The organism is Clostridium sp. Cult2, assembly GCF_021655075.1.
GTDB lineage: Bacteria > Bacillota > Clostridia > Tissierellales > Tepidimicrobiaceae > Schnuerera.
Genome location: NZ_PPXX01000013.1, coordinates 1 through 22,802 on the forward strand (window position 1 = coordinate 1; position 22,802 = coordinate 22,802).

General features: G+C 30.4%; 21 protein-coding genes. All 21 read left to right on the forward strand.

Annotated elements, in window-relative coordinates:
• Window positions 1-222 precede the first annotated feature (222 nt).
• The 21 genes from spoVG (at window position 223) to ftsH (ending at window position 22,635) form a co-directional block, all read left to right on the forward strand.
• Window positions 223-486: a septation regulator SpoVG gene (gene spoVG / locus C3E90_RS01405; RefSeq protein ID WP_236913759.1), complete on the forward strand. Its 264-nt coding sequence runs from the start codon at window positions 223-225 to the stop codon at window positions 484-486.
• Window positions 487-634: 148 nt separating this feature from the next.
• Window positions 635-2,020 (forward strand): bifunctional UDP-N-acetylglucosamine diphosphorylase/glucosamine-1-phosphate N-acetyltransferase GlmU, encoded by a 1,386-nt coding sequence (gene glmU / locus C3E90_RS01410; protein WP_236913760.1) that lies wholly within the window; start codon window positions 635-637, stop codon window positions 2,018-2,020.
• Window positions 2,021-2,040: 20 nt separating this feature from the next.
• Window positions 2,041-2,988: a ribose-phosphate diphosphokinase gene (locus tag C3E90_RS01415; RefSeq protein ID WP_236913761.1), complete on the forward strand. Its 948-nt coding sequence runs from the start codon at window positions 2,041-2,043 to the stop codon at window positions 2,986-2,988.
• A gap of 16 nt (window positions 2,989-3,004) precedes the next feature.
• Complete coding sequence (gene pth, locus C3E90_RS01420) at window positions 3,005-3,568, forward strand: aminoacyl-tRNA hydrolase (protein WP_236913762.1); 564 nt, start codon at window positions 3,005-3,007, stop codon at window positions 3,566-3,568.
• Window positions 3,569-3,630: 62 nt separating this feature from the next.
• Window positions 3,631-7,146 carry a transcription-repair coupling factor gene (gene mfd / locus C3E90_RS01425; RefSeq protein ID WP_236913763.1) on the forward strand — a complete coding sequence of 1,172 codons (3,516 nt, stop codon included), beginning with the start codon at window positions 3,631-3,633 and terminating at the stop codon, window positions 7,144-7,146.
• 33 nt (window positions 7,147-7,179) lie between these two features.
• Entirely contained in the window at window positions 7,180-8,154 is a 975-nt protein-coding gene (locus C3E90_RS13435; protein ID WP_236913764.1) for a SurA N-terminal domain-containing protein, read from the forward strand.
• 131 nt (window positions 8,155-8,285) lie between these two features.
• On the forward strand, window positions 8,286-8,837 hold the full coding sequence (spoVT, locus tag C3E90_RS01435) for a stage V sporulation protein T (RefSeq protein ID WP_236913765.1): 552 nt from the start codon (window positions 8,286-8,288) through the stop codon (window positions 8,835-8,837).
• 124 nt (window positions 8,838-8,961) lie between these two features.
• Window positions 8,962-10,572 carry a putative polysaccharide biosynthesis protein gene (locus tag C3E90_RS01440; protein WP_236913766.1) on the forward strand — a complete coding sequence of 537 codons (1,611 nt, stop codon included), beginning with the start codon at window positions 8,962-8,964 and terminating at the stop codon, window positions 10,570-10,572.
• A gap of 28 nt (window positions 10,573-10,600) precedes the next feature.
• Window positions 10,601-12,070 (forward strand): nucleoside triphosphate pyrophosphohydrolase, encoded by a 1,470-nt coding sequence (gene mazG / locus C3E90_RS01445; RefSeq protein WP_236913767.1) that lies wholly within the window; start codon window positions 10,601-10,603, stop codon window positions 12,068-12,070.
• A gap of 103 nt (window positions 12,071-12,173) precedes the next feature.
• Window positions 12,174-12,452 carry an HU family DNA-binding protein gene (locus C3E90_RS01450; RefSeq protein ID WP_236913768.1) on the forward strand — a complete coding sequence of 93 codons (279 nt, stop codon included), beginning with the start codon at window positions 12,174-12,176 and terminating at the stop codon, window positions 12,450-12,452.
• Between the two features lie 51 nt (window positions 12,453-12,503).
• Window positions 12,504-12,746, forward strand: coding sequence for an RNA-binding S4 domain-containing protein (locus C3E90_RS01455; RefSeq protein WP_236913769.1), 243 nt, complete (start codon window positions 12,504-12,506; stop codon window positions 12,744-12,746).
• A gap of 67 nt (window positions 12,747-12,813) precedes the next feature.
• The gene (gene yabP, locus C3E90_RS01460; RefSeq protein WP_236913770.1) at window positions 12,814-13,095 is read left to right on the forward strand and encodes a sporulation protein YabP; all 282 of its coding nucleotides are present in this window, start codon (window positions 12,814-12,816) and stop codon (window positions 13,093-13,095) included.
• Between the two features lie 16 nt (window positions 13,096-13,111).
• Entirely contained in the window at window positions 13,112-13,588 is a 477-nt protein-coding gene (gene yabQ, locus C3E90_RS01465) for a spore cortex biosynthesis protein YabQ (protein WP_236913771.1), read from the forward strand.
• A 47-nt stretch (window positions 13,589-13,635) separates the two neighbouring features.
• The gene (locus C3E90_RS01470) at window positions 13,636-13,956 is read left to right on the forward strand and encodes an FtsB family cell division protein (RefSeq protein ID WP_236913772.1); all 321 of its coding nucleotides are present in this window, start codon (window positions 13,636-13,638) and stop codon (window positions 13,954-13,956) included.
• 74 nt (window positions 13,957-14,030) lie between these two features.
• A complete protein-coding gene (locus C3E90_RS01475; RefSeq protein ID WP_236913773.1) occupies window positions 14,031-14,447 on the forward strand; it encodes a S1 RNA-binding domain-containing protein in 417 nt (138 codons plus the stop codon).
• Between the two features lie 329 nt (window positions 14,448-14,776).
• The gene (spoIIE, locus tag C3E90_RS01480) at window positions 14,777-17,122 is read left to right on the forward strand and encodes a stage II sporulation protein E (protein ID WP_236913774.1); all 2,346 of its coding nucleotides are present in this window, start codon (window positions 14,777-14,779) and stop codon (window positions 17,120-17,122) included.
• 68 nt (window positions 17,123-17,190) lie between these two features.
• Window positions 17,191-17,883: a vWA domain-containing protein gene (locus tag C3E90_RS13440; RefSeq protein ID WP_236913775.1), complete on the forward strand. Its 693-nt coding sequence runs from the start codon at window positions 17,191-17,193 to the stop codon at window positions 17,881-17,883.
• An 8-nt stretch (window positions 17,884-17,891) separates the two neighbouring features.
• Window positions 17,892-18,749, forward strand: a complete 858-nt coding sequence (locus C3E90_RS01490) for a protein kinase domain-containing protein (protein ID WP_236913776.1) — start codon at window positions 17,892-17,894, stop codon at window positions 18,747-18,749.
• A 36-nt stretch (window positions 18,750-18,785) separates the two neighbouring features.
• Complete coding sequence (tilS, locus tag C3E90_RS01495; RefSeq protein WP_236913777.1) at window positions 18,786-20,168, forward strand: tRNA lysidine(34) synthetase TilS; 1,383 nt, start codon at window positions 18,786-18,788, stop codon at window positions 20,166-20,168.
• Window positions 20,169-20,192: 24 nt separating this feature from the next.
• Window positions 20,193-20,729 carry a hypoxanthine phosphoribosyltransferase gene (hpt, locus tag C3E90_RS01500; RefSeq protein ID WP_236913778.1) on the forward strand — a complete coding sequence of 179 codons (537 nt, stop codon included), beginning with the start codon at window positions 20,193-20,195 and terminating at the stop codon, window positions 20,727-20,729.
• 91 nt (window positions 20,730-20,820) lie between these two features.
• The gene (gene ftsH / locus C3E90_RS01505) at window positions 20,821-22,635 is read left to right on the forward strand and encodes an ATP-dependent zinc metalloprotease FtsH (RefSeq protein ID WP_272879025.1); all 1,815 of its coding nucleotides are present in this window, start codon (window positions 20,821-20,823) and stop codon (window positions 22,633-22,635) included.
• The last annotated feature ends 167 nt before the right edge of the window (window positions 22,636-22,802 follow it).

Below are 22,802 nucleotides of genomic sequence, written 5' to 3' on the forward strand. Positions count from 1 at the left end.
TATTACAAAATTTGTAAGGCACAGATTTTAATCAAATAATATTAATATTAAATATCCTATTATAAATATATCTAAAACTATGTTTTTTAATCATAATCAAATAAAAAATCAAAAAAAGTAAAATAATTTCCAAAATAAGAAGGATTTTTAAAAAGTTTAGAGAATATAGAGAATATTTGGTAATATTTTTTTGGCTTCTATGGAAGGTGGTGAACATAAGCTGTGAAAGTTACTGACGTAAGAATTAGAAAAGTTACTGAAGAAGGAAAGATGAAGGCTATAGTATCTGTAACTTTTGACGAAGAGTTTGTTGTACATGACATAAAGATAATTGAAGGACAGAATGGATTATTTATTGCTATGCCTAGTAGGAAAATGCCAGATGGTGAATTTAGAGATATTGCACATCCAATTAATGCAGAAACTAGGAAAAAGATTCAAGATGCAATTTTTGAAGAATATGAAAAAATTTTAATATCTGAGTAAAAAGGACCTTAAGGTCCTTTTTACTTTTTAAATAAAAAATTTATAATAAAGGTGAAGATTGTCAAGAAAATTATATAATTAGTGTAGACTTATAAATTAAATAGGTTAAAATATAATTTGGATAGATAAATATAAATGAGGTGTTATTATGAACATATCTATAATATTGTCAGCAGGAGAAGGAACAAGGATGAAATCCAAAATGCCTAAGGTACTACATAAAATATGTGGGAAACCTATATTAGAATATGTGATAAATGTAAGTAAAAAAGCTAATATAGAAAGAAATTATGTAATAGTAGGTCATGGAGGGGAAAAGGTAAAAGAACAGTTTATGGATTCTGATGTCATATTTAAAACTCAGCCTATAGGTGAAGAATATCCCTATGGAACTGGGTATGCTGTTATGCAAGCAATGGACCATATAGAAGATGATAGTACTGTGATTATTTTATACGGTGATACTCCTCTAATAACGGATAAAACAATAGAAACACTTATAAGCTATCATAATGAAAAGGATTATGATGGTACAGTGTTAACTGCTTATATTGAAGACCCTACAGGCTATGGTAGAATAGTTAGGGATGAAAAGGGTCATATCCTTAAAATCGTTGAACATAAAGATGCAACAGAAGAAGAATTGAATATAAAAGAAATTAATTCTGGTATATATTGCTTTAAAGGCAATAAATTAAAATATGCTCTTGAGAAAATTGATGATGATAATGCTCAAGGTGAATATTATATAACAGATGTGATTACAATCTTAAAGGAAGAAGGGTCTAAAGTTGGGGCTTATGTAGTTGATAATCCAAAGGAAATTTATGGGATTAATTCTAGAATACAACTGGCTTTCTGTGAAAAAATTATGAGAAATAGAATTAACCAAAATCATATGGAAAATGGAGTAACAATAATAAATCCAGAAAATACCTACATAGAACCAGATGTTAATATTGGAAAAGATAGTATAATATATCCAGGGTCTATAATTGTTGGAGAAACTACAATAGGTGAAGATTGTATAATAGGAGAAAATTGTAGAATAGAAAACAGCAAAATTGGGGATAAGGTAGAAATATACTCCTCAACTATTAGTGAAAGTTTAGTAGAAGAAGGGTGTTTAATAGGGCCTTATGCTCATTTAAGGCCTAATAGTCATTTAGGTAAGAATGTGAAAATTGGAAACTTTGTAGAAGTTAAAAATTCTACAATTAGGGATAATTCCAAAGCTAGCCACTTAGCTTATATAGGAGATGCAGATGTAGGGAAAAATGTAAATGTGGGTTGTGGTGTGGTATTTGTGAATTATGATGGCCGTTCAAAATTTAGATCTTTAGTTGAAGATAATGTATTTATTGGTAGTAATTCTAATTTAGTTGCCCCTGTAGTTGTGAAGGAATGGGGATATATAGCTGCTGGGTCAACTATAACTGAAGAGGTAGGAGAAGGTAGTCTATCCATTGCTAGGGCTAGACAAGTTAATAAAGATGGATGGGTTGAAAAAAAAGGTTACAAAAAAGATAAGTAAACTGATAGGAGGAATTTAAAATGAAATTACGTAAAGGTGAGATTAAAGTTTTTTCTGGGAATGCTCATAGGGAATTGGTAGAAAACATATGTAAAGAGTTAAATGTACCTCTTGGTTGTTGTGAAGTAGGTAGATTTAGTGATGGAGAAATATTTGTAAATATCGATGAGACTGTTAGAGGTAGTGATGTGTTTATTATTCAGCCTACCTGTACTCCAGTAAATGATAATTTAATGGAAATATTAATACTTATAGATGCTTTTAAAAGAGCTTCTGCAGGGCGAATTAATGCAGTAATCCCTTACTATGGTTATGCAAGACAGGATAGAAAAACAAAGGCAAGGGAACCAATTACTGCAAAATTAATTGCAGATTTGTTAACTGTAGCTGGTATAGATAGGGTAGTAAGTATGGATTTACATGCAGGACAAATTCAAGGATATTTTAATCTTCCTGTGGATCACTTATCTGGTGTACCCATCTTAGCAGAATATTTCAAAGATATTGTTGATAGAGAAACTGTTATAGTATCTCCAGATTTAGGTGGAGTAGCTAGAGCGAGAAATTTTGCCAATCTACTAGATTTACCTATAGCTATTATAGAGAAAAGAAGGCCAAAAGCCAATGTTTCAGAGGTAATGAATGTCATTGGAGATATTGAAGGGAAAAATGTTATAATAGTGGATGATATAATAGATACAGCAGGGACAATAACTAAAGCAGCTCAAGTATTAAAAAACTATGGAGCCAAAACTGTTTACTGTTGTGCTACTCATCCAGTACTATCAGGACCAGCTATTGAAAGAATTGAAAACTCAGTAATTGAAAAATTCATAGCAACGGATACTATACCTTTATCAGAGAGCAAAAGAATTGACAAGATTGAAGTAGTGAGTGTAGCGCCTATTTTTGCTGAAGCAATAAGAAGAATTCATTTTAATGAGTCTGTAAGCATATTATTTGATTAATTCAAGAGGTGATGAATTGTTTGCAGTAGTTGGGTTGGGAAACCCTGGTAAGGATTATTCTAATACTAGACATAATGTTGGTTTTGATACTATAAATTTATTAGCCAATAGGAATAATATTATAATAAATAAGATAAAGTATAAATCAATATATGGAGAAGGATACATTGGGGGTAAAAAAGTAATACTAATGAAACCTCAAACCTATATGAATAATAGTGGCATGGCTTTATTAGACTTGTGCAATTTCTATAAACTGCCCTTGGAGAATGTAATAGTTGCAGTGGACGATATAGATATAGAATTTGGAACCATTCGGATTAGAAAGCAAGGTAGTGCTGGTTCCCACAATGGATTGAAATCTATAATCTATCATCTTCAATCGGAGGATTTCCCAAGGGTAAAGATTGGAATAGGAAATAAAAGAGGAGGACAAGATTTAGCAGATTTTGTTTTAAGTAGATTCAATAAAGATGAAAGAATGGACATAGACTCTGCTATAGAAAAAGCTGCTCTGGCCATAGAAACAATTATAGCTTATGATATAGATAGAGCAATGAACGAATTCAATAAAAAATAGAACAAGCCCAGGAATAATTCCTGGGCTTAAGGCCTATGTTAAAGTTAAGGAGCGCTGATATAATGGAAAACATGTTTATTGATTCTTTGAAAAACTTAGCTTCTTACAAAGAATTGATTAAGAATATAGAAGAAAAGAAGAGCCCTATATCAACTTACGGGATTATTGATCAGAATATAGGGCATATTTCTTATGCCCTAAATCAACATTTAGGCAAGCAAATTTTGATACTTACTTATGATGAAATGAAAGCTAAGAGAATTTATGAGGATATTAAGAACTTTGATGAGCACATGGTAGAGATATTCCCAAATAAAGATATATTGTTTTACAAAGTAGATGCTATTAGCTCTGAAAGAGCTAATGAAAGATTAAAAGTCCTTTCTCGTTTGGTTGAAGGAGAACCAGTAATTGTTGTTGCTCATATTGAGGCAGTATTAAATAAACTCATAAATCCTACATTATTTAAAAGAGAATCAATAAAAATCAATTCAAAAAGTAGAATATTGTTGGAACAATTAGCAACACAGCTTCTAACTTGTGGTTATGAAAGAAAAAGTATGGTAGAAGGAATAGGACAATTTAGTATAAGAGGAGGAATAATTGATATATTTCCACCTAATAATGAAAACCCTTATAGAATTGAGATGTTCGATGATGAGATTGACTCCATAAGAACATTTGATATAGAAACTCAAAGGTCTTTAGAAATGATTGATTCTATATTTGTATCACCAGCAAAAGAAGTATTAATCTTAGATGACTATATGGATAATATTATTAAAAGTATGGAAAGGGCTTTAAAAAGTGCAACTAATAGGTTAGAAAAAGGCTCTAAAGTTAGAGAAAATATAGAAGATAAGTTTATGGGTTATCTTGAGGAACTTAATGAAAAATTATATATTTCGAACATGGATATGATTATTCCTTATATACCTAAAGAATATTTGTCAAATATATTTAGGTATTTTAAAGATAATAGTGTGGTATTTATTGATGAACCAAGAAGGATAGAAGAAAGGGTTAAAAATATTAGGGAACAATTTTTACTAAAATACTCTTATGTTTTAGAAGCTGGAGAAGTTCTTCCAGGTCATGAGAATATTAATTATGAATACACGGATATAGTGGACAATGCAAAAGAAAATGTTTGTATAGTGAATTCAGCATTGTTAAAGAGCAATTCCAAATTTAATCCTGAGTCCCTAATAAGATTTACAACAAAATCCATGCAATCTTTTCATAATGATATGAATCTATTAAAAGAAGAATTAAATCACTATCAATATAAAGGTTATAGGATTATAATTTTATCAGGAACTAAAGAACGAGGAAGAAGGCTACAATCTACTTTAATGGATTTAGGCCTTGTATGTAGCTTTGTAGAAGATGAAAAACGTAGTATTAAATCAAACCAAGTAATTATAACTTCTGGTAGTATTAACGAAGGTTTCGAGTATCCAGATATTAAAATGGCTATTATTACTGATGGAGAAATTTTTGGTTCTTCTAAGGAGGCACGTAAGAGCAAAAGGAAGTCTAAAGGGGATATCATTAGCTTTTCAGATTTGAAAATAGGAGACTTTGTAGTCCATGAAAATCATGGTATTGGACAGTATGAAGGGATTGAACAATTAAATATCCAGAGTATAATTAAGGATTATTTGACCATTAGATATAAGGGGAACGACAAACTATATGTGCCTATAGACCAGATGAATTTAATACAAAAGTATATAGGTGCAGATTCTATAAAGCCAAAGATTAACAAACTAAGCAGTATAGAATGGGCTAGAACTAAGCAGAGGGCAAAAAAGGCTGTAGAAGATATGGCTAAAGACCTGTTAGAACTGTACGCCAAAAGGGAAAGTTTAAAAGGGTATGCCTTCTCAAAGGATACAGTGTGGCAAAGTGAGTTTGAAGATTTATTTCCTTATGAGGAAACTGATGCCCAAATTAAAAGTATAGAAGATATCAAAAAGGATATGGAAAAGCAAAAACCAATGGATAGATTATTATGTGGGGATGTAGGTTATGGCAAGACGGAGGTAGCATTAAGAGGTGCTTTCAAAGCTATAATGGATGGGAAACAAGTAGCATTTTTGGTACCTACTACCATATTAGCTCAACAACATTATAATACCATAATGGAGAGATTTGGTACTTTTCCAGTAAATGCAGCTATGTTGAGTAGATTTAGAACTGCTAAGGAACAGAAAGATACTATTGATGGACTTAGAAAGGGTACCATTGATATTGTGGTAGGCACTCATAGAATATTATCTAAGGATGTAATTTTTAAGGATTTAGGGCTTCTCATAGTAGATGAGGAACAGAGGTTTGGGGTTAAACATAAGGAAACCTTGAAGAAATTGAAAGAGAATGTAGATGTACTAACCCTTACTGCAACGCCTATTCCAAGAACTCTTCATATGTCTCTTATTGGGATTAGGGATATGAGCTTAATTGATGAACCTCCTGAGGAAAGATATCCAGTACAAACCTATGTAGTAGAGTTTAATGAAGCAATGATAAGGGAAGCTATTTTAAAGGAAATAGAAAGGGGAGGTCAAGTTTATTTTGTATATAGTAGAGTAGAAAGCATTGATAAGATAGCATTACAGCTAAAAAAATTGGTACCAGAAGCTAATATTATAATAGGACATGGACAAATGGGTGAAAGAGAACTAGAAAATGTTATGATGAAATTTGTATCCAATGAATATGATGTATTAGTATGTACGACTATTATTGAAACAGGTCTAGATATATCCAATGTAAATACTATTATTGTATACAATGCAGATAAAATGGGACTATCCCAACTCTATCAATTAAAGGGTAGAGTTGGAAGGACAAACAAAGTTGCCTATGCATACTTTACTTATGAGAAGAACAAGGTATTAACAGAAATTGCAGAAAAAAGGTTAAGAGCCATAAAGGATTTTACTGAGTTTGGTTCTGGGTTTAAAATTGCTATGAGAGATTTAGAAATAAGGGGAGCGGGAAATCTTTTGGGAGTAGAGCAACATGGACATATTGAAGCTATAGGTTATGATCTTTATGTTAAGTTTTTGAATCAAACTATTAAGAAGATTAAAGGAGAAGATTACGAGGAAACTATAGATACGACTATCGATTTGACCATAGATGGATATATACCTTCAAAATATATTGAAGATGAGGAGCAAAAAATTGAAATATATAAAAAAATTGCTGTTATTAAAAATGAGGAAGATTATAGTGAATTAATAGATGAGTTAATTGATAGATTTGGTGATATACCTAAAGAAGTGAAGAATTTAATGGATATTTCCTATATTAAAAATAATGCAAGTCAATATCATATTAAGAACATTAGTCAGGTTGGAAATATAATAATTTTGGAATTTAGTTCTATTGAATATATATCTCCAGATTTGATTCATTACTTATCTGAAACATATGGAAGGAAAATCAATTTTGATTTATCCAATACTCCTTCTTTTAATTATAGATTTAGTGTAGATTTGTTGTCTGATTTGAGAGGATTGATTGAAAAAATTATAGGTTTCCATAATGTAAAAAATGCTATATAATATAAGTATACTTACTTAGAGAGGATGTTTTAAGTGTTTAGGCTAAATAAAAGACTAATAATATTAGTAGTAATAATCGGTATAATGTCTTGGTCTATTTCAGGTTGCGTTAATAAAGAGAAGGATGAAGGTATAGTAGCTAAAGTAGATGGAGAAGTGATTACTCAAGAAGAATTTGATGAGGATTTTGAATTTGCAAAAAAAGTTCGTCAAAAACAATATGGAGAAGATATACTAACTCAAGAAATGGGAGACAATAAAGTCTATGAGGATGTATTAAGAGAAGACTTATTAGGAACATTGATTATAGAAAAGATAATATCTAAGGAACTGGATAATATGAATATATCAGTTATAGATAAAGATGTAGATGAAGCCCTTAAAAGTCGATTTATATCTGAATTAGGAGGAGAAAAGCAATATAAGGAATACTTAGATAATAATGGTATTACAGAAGAAGTTTTCAAAAGAGATTTAAAAAGAGGATTGATATTTGAAAAGCATATGGAAGATTTTTTTAGTAAAGTGGATTTGTCTGAGGAAGAAATAAAGGAATACTATGAAAAAAACAAGGCTTCTTTTGAAAAGGTTAGGGCGAGCCATATTTTAGTTAAATCTGAAGAAGATGGCTATAGGGTATTAGAAAAACTAAAAGATGGGGAAGATTTTCACAGCTTAGTTGCTACTGAATCTGCAGATGGTGATTCAGCAGTACAAGGTGGAGATTTAGGCTATTTTACTCGAGGTTTATTATTAGAAGAATATAGAGAACTTGAAGATGTAGCCTTTAATTTAAAAATAGGGGAGATAAGTGGATTAGTAAAAACTGAATTGGGATACCATATTATTTTATTAGAAGATAGAAAGGATAGTTACGAGGAATTAAAGGAAGATGTAATTTCAGCATTGAAACAGGATAAATACCTTAAAAAGATATCGGATTTAAAGGGAAAAGCGGATATAAAAATATATATGAATAAAGATAGCAAAAACAATGAAAAGAATTAACAAAACCTCCACTTTGTAGTGGAGGTTTTCAATTAATGTAAATACTTTAACTTAAGATTACCATAAATGTATAAAAATTTCCTATTAGTAAAATAATAAATACACAATAAATTTTCTTGAGGAGGGAAAAGATGAAGGCAACAGGTATAGTTAGACGTATAGATGATTTAGGAAGGGTTGTTATACCTAAAGAAATCAGAAGGACCTTGAGAATAAGAGAAGGAGATCCACTAGAAATATTTACTGATAGAGAAGGTGAAGTAATACTTAAAAAGTACTCTCCTATTGGAGAATTAAATGAATTTGCTAATGAATATTGTGAGTCCTTATATGAAGCTACAACATTTACTGCCATTATTTCAGATAGGGATCATATAATTGCTATTGCTGGGGGCTCAAAAAAAGAGTACCTTGATAAAAGAATAAGTCCAGAATTAGAAAGGATTATGGAATCAAGAAATACTTATTTGACAAAAGATACTGATAAACCTATAAAATTATTTTATGAAGATGAAAGCTATGAAGAGTATACTGCTCAGGCAATAGCGCCAATAATTATGCAAGGGGATCCTATAGGGACTGTAATACTAATGTCGAGGGAACCTAATGCAGTTATGGGTGAAATTGAAGTAAAGCTCTTAGAAACTGCAGCAGGATTTTTATCAAAGCAGATGGAAAGTTAAAAAAGCCTACCAAATTTGGTAGGCTGTATTATTTTAGCAATTATAGCATTATACTATATTATATTAAATTTATTTTTGGTATAATAGGTTTAGTTTGTATTAAATATTAGGGGGAAATGTAATAATGAATAAGGACAATTTTTTGAAAGGTGCAGCAATTCTTGGTATTGCTGGTGCAATTGTGAAAGTATTAGGGGCCTTTTATAGGATACCTCTTAACAATATACTTGGGAGCGAGGGGATTGGATACTATCAAACTGCTTATCCTCTTTATGTATTACTGTTAACCATATCAACAGCTGGTTTTCCCGTAGCTGTAGCAAAGCTGGTTTCAGAAAAAAGAGCTCTGGGGGATTATAGGGGAGCTCATAAGGTGTTTAAGGTGGCTTTTTTAGGATTATTGATAGCTGGAGCACTTACATCTTTATTCGTCTTTATGAATGCAAAAAACATTGTCAAATCCTTGGGAAATGAAGATGCTTATTATGCTCTTATAGCATTAGTACCAGCTCTGTTTTTTGTACCTATTATGGCAGCTTTTAGAGGATATTTTCAAGGGAGACAGACTATGACTCCAACTGCCCTATCTCAGATTGTAGAGCAGATGTTTAGAGTTGCTGTAGGCTTATTAGTCACCTACTATCTATTGGATAGGGGGTTACCTATAGCAGCAGGAGGAGCTTCTTTTGGAGGTTCTATAGGAGCTATAATAGGTGCTATTACCATGATGTTTATTTATTTTATCAAGAGGAGAGGAATCAAAGAAGAAATAAGAAGTAGTTTAAATGCAGAAGAAGAACCAGTAAACAAGATAATAAAAGATTTATTGGTTATAGCTATTCCTATAACCATAGGTGCAGCTATTGTGCCTATAATGAACTCTATAGATACGTTATTGGTGTTTAAACGATTAAAAAGTATAGGATTTAGCAAGGAAGAAGCCAATGCGTTGTATGGACAACTTACAGGCCATGCCCAAACTTTAATTAATTTACCCTTGATTTTTTCTACAGCTTTGGGTATATCTTTGGTACCTGCTGTAGCTACAGCTAATACAAAGAAAAATTATAAAGAAATAAGAAACATTACCTCCTCTGGCATAAGGATTACTTTGCTAATAGGATTGCCCTCCGCTTTTGGCTTATTTGTTCTTGCAAGACCAATTATAGGATTATTGTATTATAAGCTAACTCAAGGGGAAATAGTAAGTACTGGGGAAATACTATCCATACTTTCCTTTGGAGTTATATTTTTGACTTTGGTTCAATCCTTGACAGCTATATTGCAAGGATTAGGTAAACCATTAGTACCTGTTGTTAATTTAGCTATAGGAGCAGTAGTGAAAGTATTTTTAACCTATACCTTAACAGGAATTAAAGCTATAAATGTAAAAGGGGCAGCTATATCCACTGTGAGCGCATATTTAATAGCTGCATTACTTGACTTAATTGCTGTTCGCAAGTATACTAGATTAAAATTAGGTAGGAATGAGATGCTTATTAAACCATTAATGTCAGCTATAGGAATGGCATTAGTTGCAAAGTTAGTTTATACTAGTTTAATAAATATTACCGGGGATAAATTATCTACTGTAATTGCTATAATTGTTGCAGCAATAGCTTATTTTGTACTTCTTATAGTTACAGGTTCGGTAACCGAAGAAGATTTTAATCTATTTCCAAAAGGAGATAAAATAGCTAACAAACTTGCAAAATTTAAAATGTTAAAAAGATGAATTAACAAAATACAAAGGAGTAATAGATATGGGGAAAATATATATTTTAGGATTAGGACCGGGGGATATTGATTCTCTAACCTTAGGAGTGGTAGATAGAATAAAAAGTGGAGATAAAAACTATCTAAGGACAGAAAAGCATCCTACGGTAAAATTTTTTCAAGATAATGATATACCTTATGAATCTTACGACTATGTTTATGATAAGGAAGAGGAATTTTTAGACGTTTATAAATACATTGTAAATGATTTAGTAAATAAAGCAAAAACCTATAAGGCCATTAACTATTTAGTTCCTGGGAATCCTATGGTTGCAGAGAAAACTGTAGAAATTTTGTTGGAAAAAGAAGGTGAGGATTTAGATATCGAATTATTGACAGGAATTAGTTTTATAGAACCAACAATTGAATTATTGAAAAGAGATCCCATTGATGGACTGAAGATAGTAGATGGAACCATGTTTGATATGAATGATATAGATATTAACATTGATTATATAATAACTCAAGTATATAATAGAAGGGTTGCCTCTGATATAAAGCTTGTACTTTCTGAGGTATACGGTGATGAATATGAAATTTATGTAATCAATAGAGCAGGAGTAAAAGGAGATGAAAAGCTTTCTAAAATTCCCATTTACGAATTGGATAGAATCCCTAGAATAGACTCACTAACGAGTATATATATTCCTAAAGTGGACAAAATAATTAAAAAAATATACGATGTTGCCGATATTATAGATACAATGAAAATATTGAGAAGTGAAAAGGGTTGTCCTTGGGATAAGGAACAGACCCATCAATCTATAAGACAATCTGTTATTGAAGAGGCCTATGAGGTAGTAGATGCAATTGATAGAGAAGATATTGATGGCTTGATTGAAGAGTTGGGAGACCTCCTTTTTCAGATAATATTTCATTGTGAAATAGCCTCAGAGGAAGGTAAGTTTAACCTTTACCATGTAACAACTGAACTAAATAAAAAATTAATTTTTCGACATCCTCATGTTTTTTGTGAAAAAAAAGTAGAAAAATCTGAAGAAGTAGTATATAATTGGAATAAACTGAAGTATAAGGAGAGAGGGATTTCTACTTATACTGATATCTTAAAAGACATACCTAAACTTCCTTCATTAATGAGAAGCTATAAGGTTCAAGAAAGAGCAGGGCAAGTTGGTTTTGATTGGTACAATGTGGATGGAGCCCTAGACAAGGTAAAGGAAGAATATTATGAGGTTATTGAATCCATTAATGCTATTGAAGGTGGTGATGTAGGGGAAGTAGAAGAAGAATTAGGAGACTTATTATTTGCAGTAGTTAATGTATGCAGATTTTTAAATGTAAACCCTGAAGTTGCATTAAACAAAACAATAAGTAAATTTGTTGACAGATTTGAGATTATGGAAATAAAAAGTAGAAAAATGGGTAAAAAGTTAGAAGAAATGACTTTAGAAGAAATGGATATACTATGGAATGAAGCTAAAATACATAAATATTAGCTATTTTATAAAAAATATGGTATCAGAAGAAGGATTTTTAAAATCAATATAGAATAACTTAATAAAGAAGGATTAAGATTAGGATAAGAGGAGGAATTAAATTATGAATAAAGCTGAATTAGTTGCTAGCATAGCAGAAAAAAGTAATTTGACTAAAAAGGATGCTGAGGGCGCATTAAATGCTTTTATGGATGTAGTACAAGAAACATTAGCAAATGGTGAAAAAGTACAATTAGTTGGATTTGGGACTTTTGAAGTAAGAGATAGAAAAGCAAGAGAGGGTAGAAATCCTAGAAACCCAGAAGAAGTAATCCAAATACCAGCTTCAAAAGCTCCAGTATTTAAAGCAGGAAAAGGATTAAAGGAAGCTGTAAATAAGTAAAAAAGATCAGGTCTTTGACCTGATTTTTTTTGTAATAAGGAGGGAAATTGTTTGAGGATTGATAAATACCTAAAGAATTCTAGAATAATTAAAAGGAGAACTGTGGCAAAAGAAGCCTGTGAACAGGGAAGAGTTTTAATAAATGGGAAATTGGCTAAACCAGGAGATGAAGTTAATGTAGGAGATATTGTTCAGGTTAACTTTGACACAGGCGCTATGAAGGTTGAAGTATTAAAGGTCGATGATAATGTAAAGAAGAATAAGGCAACGGAATTATATAAACCTATAGATTAAAGGCTTTGTTCTAAAAGCCTTTTTTTTTTCATAAATATTAGTAAAGAAAAGAGTAGGGGGGATGAATATGACTGAAATAAAGACTAATTTTAAAAATCAAAATATTTTAGTGGAGGATAGGAATAAAGTCACAATTACAGGTGTTGAACAGGTAGAGAGTTTTAATGACAATACAATAATCCTTAGAACCATTAAAGGAGGTATGGTTATTAAAGGAGAAAGACTTAATGTAGGGAAGTTAAATTTAGATGATGGTAATGTAAAAATAGATGGTATTATTAATGGTATCAACTATGTAGACAAGGACTTATCCCAAAAAGGAAATATCATTGGGAAGATTTTTAAATAATATTTAGGAGCCTAATATGGAAACTACTATAAAGATTCAACTTTATATATTTTTAACTTCCATATATGGAGGATTGATATCAGGGCTAGCCTATGATATATACAGGGTAACTAGACATTATTTTAAGCCTAGAAAAATAGTTACTATTATAGAAGATTTGTTATTTTGGATTGGAGTATCATTTATATTTTTTTATATTATTTATAAAAGTAATTGGGGAAGTTTAAGGGGATATATTTTTATAGGATTCTTTATTGGAGGATTTATTTATTTAAAGATATTGAGTAAGGTACTATTTCCATTTTGGATGAAAATATTTGATGGGATTATAACTATAGTGAAGAAAATTTTTGCAATAATTAAATTACCTTTTAAACATATTAAAAATTTATTATCACCTAGAATAAAAAGAATAAATAGAATAAGAAAAATTCCAAAGGAAGCTATAAGTGAAATAAAAAGATATAAAAAAATTATTTCTAATAAAAAATAAAGGATTTTTTAAAAGAATGTAGAATATACTAAATAGGTGGTGGTATTATGAAAAAAAAAGGAAGGAGAAAATCAGGTTTTAGATTAATACATTTAATTATTTTGCTTATAGTTTTTTGGATTGGTAAAACTCTAATTAGCCAAAGTATTATGATTAAAGATTTAAATAGCAAAAGGATAAAAGAGGAAGATGAAATAACTCTACTAAAAGAAGAAATAGAAGAATTGAGTGAAGAAATTGAAAACAAAGATTCTCTGACCTTTGTAGAAAAGATCGCCAGAGAAGATTTAAGAATGGTAAGACCAAGAGAAATAATTTATATTGATAAAAACAAAGATAAAAGTCTTTTTAACTTCTTTAGGAAGTAGAATTTATTGACAATAACGATTTTCTAATATATACTAGATAAAGAATATATTTTATAAGGAGGAATTGTTTATTTATGCCCGTAACTGTTGGAAAAGTAGTTGAGGGCAGAGTCACAGGTATTACAAACTTTGGTGCATTTGTACAATTACCACAAGGTAAAAGTGGTCTGGTGCATATTTCAGAAATATCTGATGACTATGTTGAAAAAGTAGCCGACTACTTGAAAAAAGACCAGAAAGTTAAAGTAAAAATATTATCAATCTCTGAGGATGGCAAAATAAGCCTTTCCATTAGACAAGCCAAACCTAAAACAAACAATCCTATTGAAATTGATTGGGATAAAACTGATGAAAAGCAAAAGTACATGTCTTTTGAAGATAAGTTGTCTAAGTTCTTAAAGGATAGCAATGAAAAGCAAGATCAGTTGAAGATGCGAGAAGGTAGGAGAGGACTTGGCCAAAAGTATAGAGGGAGAAGCATGGACTTATAAAACCGGATTAATCCGGTTTTTTTATTTGTTCGTAAAATTAACCTAATCTTCACATTAAGTATTGTTAGGCATGTTTAATAACTAGAATGCCATATACAAGATATTATACAAATATATACATTAGATGTATTTATTTTTTTTCATGGTTTCTAACTGGTATTTTGCTAAAGATAAGCCTTGTTGTTCCCTTTCTTTAGATTAGAAGATAACAGAATATATAAATGTTTTATGTCAAAAATTTCTTGTGTTTATGCAAGAAGGATTGACAAAATATTTTCTTCCTTTCTGATAATATGTATTCAAAATACTAATATTCGGGGGGAATAAAAATGTTAAAGGCAGAATATATTTTATCTAAAGGTAAAAAGCAAAGTAGAATGATAGACCTCAATTGGGATTACATACTACTTGTTGTCTTAGCTTTTTTCATTAGTAGAGCTAGTATTATGGATAATTTAACTCCATTTGGTATAACCTTTATGGCAGCCTACATTTTATCGGGAAGGTCTAGTGGATTTATTTTTATTTCTATAATATTGGGGATACTTTCTTTTCATGGATTAAAGGGGATAGACTATATAATTGCATCAGCTTCCATTTGGATATTGTTCAATAGGTTAAAATCCATAAAATCTTTTTCATCTATAAAATCATCCATTATTGCAGGGAGTATTTTTATACTAATTAAATCTATATTTTTACTGATGTTTAAAAATGTATTTATTTATGATTTGTTTATTGTTATTTTTGAAGGATTGGTAGTGTTTACTCTAACCTATATATTTTCCTATAATTTTTCTATGGGAAACATAGGTAAAACTTATACCAATGAAAGGGTAATATGTATTTTCATCACTTTAGCCTTAGTGCTATCAGGTTTTCATAATCTTACCATATTGGATGCTTCTATAAAAAATATTATAAGTATATTATTTATTTTGTTTTTTGGATATACAGAAGGGGCTTTTATAGGAGGTACTATGGGAATGGTTTTGGGAATGATATCCTATATATCTCAACCAGAGATGCCCTTTCTTCTTGCTATATATGGGTTATCTGGTTTATTGGCAGGGGTTTTTAAAGATTTAGGGAGGACAGGCTCTGTCTTAGGATTCTTGTTAGGAAATGGAATTATATCTTTCTATATTAGTGGATATGGCATAAGTTTTCTCTATGTAAAAGAATTGATTATATCTATTATTCTTTTTAGTCTTCTGTATAAACCATTAAACTACTATTTATCTGATTATATGGAATTTATCACAAGAAGGTCTAAAGAAAAGACTTATTCTCATAGGAAAGATGAGATGACTGTTAAAAGATTAAATGAAATATCTCAGGTGTTTAAAGAATTAGGAGAGACTTTTAAAAGTTCAGTAGAGAATAATAATACTTATGATGTAAAAGAAATTTATGAATTAATTGACAATGTGGCTAATTCAATATGTTCTAATTGTGGTATGAGGAAATTTTGTTGGGAAGAAGGATTTTATTCCACCTATCATTCTATGTTTAAAATAATCAGTTTGCTAGAAGAGAAGGTACCTTTAAAGGATGAAAATCTGCCTCAATTGATTAAAGATTATTGTATAAATAAAAGAGAAATAAAAAAAGAAATACAAAGTCATTTTGAAAAGTTTAAGATTAACAACATGTGGAAAGATAAAATAGTTGAAAATAGGTTACTGGTCTCTGAACAGTTGGAAGGAGTAGCAAAAATAATGGAAGATATGGCCAAGGATATATACATTAATCCTATATTTAAAGATGATGTAGAAGAAAGGGTATTATCCAATTTAAAGAATAATAAGGTAAACGTAAAAGAGGTTATTGTGGCAGAATTAGAAGACCATAATATTGAGGTATATGTAGAAGTTGATAAACCATATAAAAAGGAAAATAGTCAGGAGAATATTAGGAGAATAGTTTCTGACACTTTGGGAGTTACATTAAAAGGGGAGTTTAATATAAGTCAGTCTAAGAAAGAAAGGCAAAGATTTAAACTGATAAGGAGTAATCGATATAATGCATTAACAGAAGTGGTTTCAAAGTCCAATTATTACAACAAAGTATCAGGTGATAACTACACTTTCGGAGAAGGAGAAAATAATTATTTTGTAGCTCTTAGTGATGGAATGGGAGTAGGTAAAAAGGCTAGTAATGAAAGTGGTATAGCAATAAATTTACTGGAAAAGTTTTTAGAGGCTAAATTTGATAAGGAATTAGCCTTGAAAACTATTAATTCCATACTTATGTTAAAATCTAACGATGAATTATTTACTACTTTGGATATATCCTTAATAGATTTATATACTGGGAAATTGCAGATAATAAAAACTGGAGCACCTGCAACCTTTATTCGAAAAAAGGATAGAGTAGAAATTATAAATAATCAGTCTTTGCCAGTAGGGATCTTAAAAGATGTAGATTTTAATATTTATGAAGAATATCTGGAAGATGGAGATATTATTATCATGATGTCTGATGGTGTATTAGAAGCAAATGAAACTTCGGAAAATGCAGAAAGATGGATGAAAGATATAATTGCTGGAATAAAAAACTTAAACCCTAAGAAGATTGCAGATGAAATAATGAATGCAGCAAAAGAAGCAAGTGGTAATAAGATTAGAGATGATATGACTCTATTGGTAACAAAGGTTTGGAAAACCGTATAAAGGATAAAAGAGTATATATTTTATAAAATTGTCAATAATCCAAATAAAAATCTCAAGGAGGTGTATATGTGTTAAATCAAATTATTCTTATATCCGATGGTCAATCCAATGTAGGGCCAGAACCAGCTGGTATTGCAGAGATAGCACTGAATAAGAATATAAAAGTGAATACCATAGGAATTATTGACAATGGTAAAAAGGAAGATTCCATATTGGAATTGGAAAATATAGCTGAAAAAGGAGGAGGAATATGTGAATTAACCAATCTAGACAATCTTTCTGAGACATTAAGTAGAGTTACTATAAATTCTGTATATGACTCCATACAGGAAGTAGTAAGTAATGAATTGAAAGAGATTATGGATTTGGATTTATATAAGATGAGTCCTAATGATAGAAATAAGATAATAAATATGATAGATAAAATAGGAAATGAAATTTATTTAAAATGTTTAATACTATTGGACACAAGCGGTAGCATGAAAAACAAGATTGCTATAGCTCGAAAAAGTATATATCAATTACTAAGGTTTTTGAAAGAAAGAAAAGGAGAAAACCATATAGGATTTATGATTTTTCCTGGTGAAAATGGTCATTATCAGTTGTTATGTGATTTTACTTTGGATATAGATGAATTAAAGGGGAAAATTCAAAGTATAGATACAGGTGGAACTACTCCTACAGGTTATGCTATTGAAGGGGCAATAAGAACATTTGCTAAAGATGATGAAGAACATTTTATAAATCAATATATAGTTTAGGTGGTTTGATGACAATAAGAGGAAAGTGGAATGGAAAGGAATATAAATTAATTAATATTATAGGTTCAGGAAGTTTTGGTAAGGTATATGGAGCAATAGATGAAAATGGTAATATTAGAGCCATTAAGATTTCAAAAGATTTACTTTCTATAACTAATGAGTATAATGCAATGGTAAAGTTAAACGGATTGGATTTTATACCAAGAGCATATGATTTTGATGATTGGTGGATTGGAGGTGAAACATTTCATTTTATTGTAATGGACTATATCCATGGGAATAATTTAAAGGAAATAAGTATTCATAAAGAAATTAGTTCTAAAACAGTATTCAAAATAGGATTGATTTTAGCAAATATTTTAAGGAGAATAAATATATTAGGATATAGATATACAGACGTTAAATTAGAGAATATAATAATAGATAAAAAAGGGAAAGTCTATTTTATTGATTTTGGTAGCTTAACAGAAATAGGCATGCCTACTAAGGAATATACTCCCACTTACAATATTAATTCATGGGGTATAAAGAATTATTATAATCAGGAAACCATTATGTTGTTTAGCATAACTATGATTATGGTGTCTCTAATAGGTAGGAAAGAATATAATCCATTAATATTTAATCTAGAGCAGATTATAGAGCAAGTACATAGATTGACTTTAAAAAGAAAAGAAATACAATTTTTAATAAATGGATTGAAGGGTAAATTTATGAATTATAATGAATATATTAATTCTTTAACTTTATTATTAAATGATGAAAAAAACTATAATAGCTTAAACAAAATTGACTATATATTGATAGCTAGTATAGTCAGTTTTGTTTTTGTTATTATTTTGGGTGTAAAATCTATTTTCAGTTAATAGAAATATTATGTATAATATAAATAGGTGATATTCGTGAAGGATAAAGTTTTAAAAACCATAAAAGAGTATAAATTAATCGAAGAAAAGGATAATATAGTAATTGGTCTTTCTGGAGGTCCAGATTCTATGGCATTGCTTTATATCCTATTGGATATAAAAGAGGAGATGGACTTCAATATTTTTATAGCCCATGTTAATCACGGTGTAAGAGGCCAGGAAGCTTTGGCTGATGAAAGATTTGTAGAAGCTTTAGCTAAAGAATTGAATTTACCCTATTATTCAAAAACTGTGAATATGGATAAGTATGCTAAAGAACAAGGGCTTTCATCAGAAGAAGCAGGAAGGGCATTAAGATACGGTTTTTTTAGGGAAATATTAGCTAAAATTGGAGGGGGAAAGATTGCTGTAGCCCATAACAAAAATGACCAAGCTGAAACTTTGTTGATGAGATTTTTTAGGGGGACTGGTATAGATGGATTAAAAGGTATGGAATATAAAAGCGGAGATATAATAAGGCCTGTTTTGGGTATAGAAAGAGGCGAGATAGAAAAATACCTATCAGATAGAAACATTGAGACTAGACTTGATAAAACTAATTTAATGCCTATATATAATAGAAATAGAATTAGATTAGAGCTAATACCTTATATAGAGAAGCATTTTAACCCTAACATTGTGGATACCCTTTGGAGAATATCCAATAATATATCCATTGATAGTGATTTTTTAGATAAATATTCTAAAGAAACTTTTAGGAAATTAGTGAAAAAAAAAGAAAACAATAGTATAATTTTAAATGGGAACTTATTTGTAAAGGAAGATAAAAGTATTCAACAGAGGGTAATAAGAAATTGTATCTTAGATATAAATGGAGATTTACAAGGTTTTACTAATAGACATATTATAGATACATTAGCATTATTCTTAGAAGGAGGGACGGGGAAAAGTATCGATTTAATCAATAATATTGTTGCTAAGACAAGCTATGATGATTTTGTTATAGAGAAGAAAAAAGATGTTGAATACAGGGATTTTTTATATAAAATTGATTTTGAAGGTTTCACATACATAGATGACCTTCAGATTGGGTTAAATGTCAAGATATTACCAAATAAAGGTATTAAAGCAAATGTTAAAGATAAGTTTGTAAAATACTTCGATTATGATAAAATAGAAGGCAGTCTATTTATTAGAAATAGAAAAGATGGAGATCGTTTTATACCTTATGGTATGAAAGGAAATAAAAAAATAAAAGATTATTTTATTGACGAAAAAATACCCAGAGAAGAAAGGGATAGAATCCCTATTATAACCGATGAAAAAGAGATTTTATGGATAGTTGGTTATAGAAGTAGTGATAAATTCAAAATAACAGCTGATACAAAAAAGGTATTAATGATTGAATTGATTAAATAATATTAGGTTTAAGGAGGAAGAAAGATGAAGGATATTATCAAAGAAATATTATTGACTGAAGAGGAAATAGATGCAAAGATAAAAGAATTAGGTAAACAAATAACTGAAGATTATAAAGGTAAAAACCTAATGTTAGTGGGTATATTAAAAGGGGCAGTAATGTTTATGGCAGAATTGGCTAAAAATATTGATATGCCAATTTTGATGGATTTTATGGCAGTATCCAGCTATGGTAATTCATCTACTTCAACGGGGATAGTAAGGATAATTAAGGATTTAGATTGTAGTATACATGATAAGGATATATTAATTGTAGAAGATATAATAGATACGGGTCTTACGTTATCATATTTGACAGATAATTTGAAAAAAAGAGGAGCAAAAAGTGTTAAAATTGTAACCCTCTTGGATAAACCTGATAGAAGAAAAGCTGATGTTCCAGTAGACTATAGAGGGTTTTCAATTCCTGATGAATTTGTAGTAGGGTTCGGTCTTGATTATGCTGAAAAATATAGAAATTTACCATATGTAGCAGCGTTAAAGGAGGAGGTTTATAGTTAAGGTAACAAATGGAGTAATGTTGTCTTTTAACAGAAAATATGCTATAATTTAGAAATATAATCTTGACATTAGATAGAAGGGAGGACTTGGATTGAGAAAATTTTTTAGAGGAACAAGTCTTTATTTGCTTCTACTTATCATCATTATTTTTGTAGTGACTATGATTGGGAAAGATGTAGAGCAAGTTAAGGAAATAGATGTAACTGAGTTTTTAATTCATTTAGAAAACAATGAAGTATCAAGCATAATAACTGTAGGGGATACACTAAAGGGAAAGTTAAAAAATGGTACCCAATATACAGTTATGATACCTACACATATGGAACGTACTTTTTATGAAGATTATTTAAAAGAAAAAGTTGATTCTGGTCAAATAGAAAGTTATGGGGCTGAACCTATTCCATCGGAACCTTGGTTTATTACAGCACTACCAACGATTTTTATGGTTTTAATAATCGTTGTATTTTGGTTTGCTTTTATGCAACAATCCCAAGGGGGAGGCGGTAGGGTAATGTCCTTTGGGAAAAGTAAAGCTAGATTGCATAAAGAAGAAGATGGAAATGTCATTACTTTTAATGATGTGGCAGGTTTAGAAGAAGAAAAAGAAGAACTTAAAGAAATAGTAGATTTTCTAAAGAATCCGAGAAAATATATTGAAATAGGTGCTAGAATTCCTAAAGGAGTGCTATTAGTAGGACCTCCAGGCACAGGGAAGACTTATCTAAGTAAAGCAGTAGCAGGAGAAGCAGGGGTACCTTTTTTCAGTATATCTGGCTCTGATTTTGTGGAAATGTTTGTAGGTGTTGGAGCAAGTAGGGTTAGAGATTTATTTGAACAAGCAAAGAAAAATTCACCTTGTATAATATTTATTGACGAAATAGATGCAGTAGGAAGAAGAAGAGGAGCAGGACTTGGTGGCGGACATGATGAAAGAGAACAAACTTTAAATCAATTATTAGTTGAAATGGATGGGTTTGGTACTAATGAAGGAATAATTGTTATGGCAGCAACCAATAGACCTGATATATTAGACCCTGCGATTTTAAGACCAGGTAGATTTGATAGACGGATATATGTAGGCTTGCCAGATATTAAGGCTAGGGAAGAAATCCTAAAGGTTCATACTAGAAATAAACCTTTAGAAGAGGATGTAGATTTGAAAGTTGTTGCAAAAAGAACCCCAGGATTTTCTCCAGCAGATTTAGAAAATCTAACCAATGAAGCAGCACTATTAACAGCAAGAAATAATTTAAAGAAGATTCCTATGGAGATTATTGATGAAGCTTCTATAAAGGTTGTTGCTGGACCAGAAAAGAAAAGTAGAGTTATTAGTGATGAAGAAAAAAGGCTTACAGCCTATCATGAAGCAGGGCACGCTATTACATCTAGACTTCTTCCAAATGCTGACCCAGTCCACATGGTAACTATTATACCAAGGGGTATGGCAGGAGGATTTACAGCATATCTACCAGATGAAGATAGATATTTTATGACAAAAAGTAAAATGGAAGACCAGTTAATATCTTTGTTAGGTGGTAGGGTAGCAGAAGCTTTAGTTCTAGGTGATATAAGTACTGGAGCTCAAAATGATATTGAAAGAGCAACCAAATTAGCGAGAAGAATGGTTACCCACTATGGTATGAGTAGCAATTTAGGGCCCATGACCTATGGTACTGATGAAGAAGAGGTATTTGTAGGTAGGGACTTTGGTAGGGCAAGAAACTATAGTGAAGAAGTAGCTGCAGCTATAGATAGAGAAATGAGAAGCTTAATAGATAAGGCATATAATAAGGCAGAAGAATTATTGAAAGAAAATATCAACAAACTTCACAGAGTAGCAGAAGCTCTTTTAGACAGAGAAACTCTTGATGCAAAAGAATTTGAAGAAGTATTCCAGGGAGCATAAAAATAAGGTAGCTAATAAATTTAGCTGCCTTTTTTATAACCTAAATATAAAAATGGAGGAAGGGAAGTTTTTTGCGAATTTTGCAACATATATTTCATTTAATAAAAATATTGAAATATATGTTGCAAAATCTATAAGATTATTAATATAATAGATAGTGGAAAGCA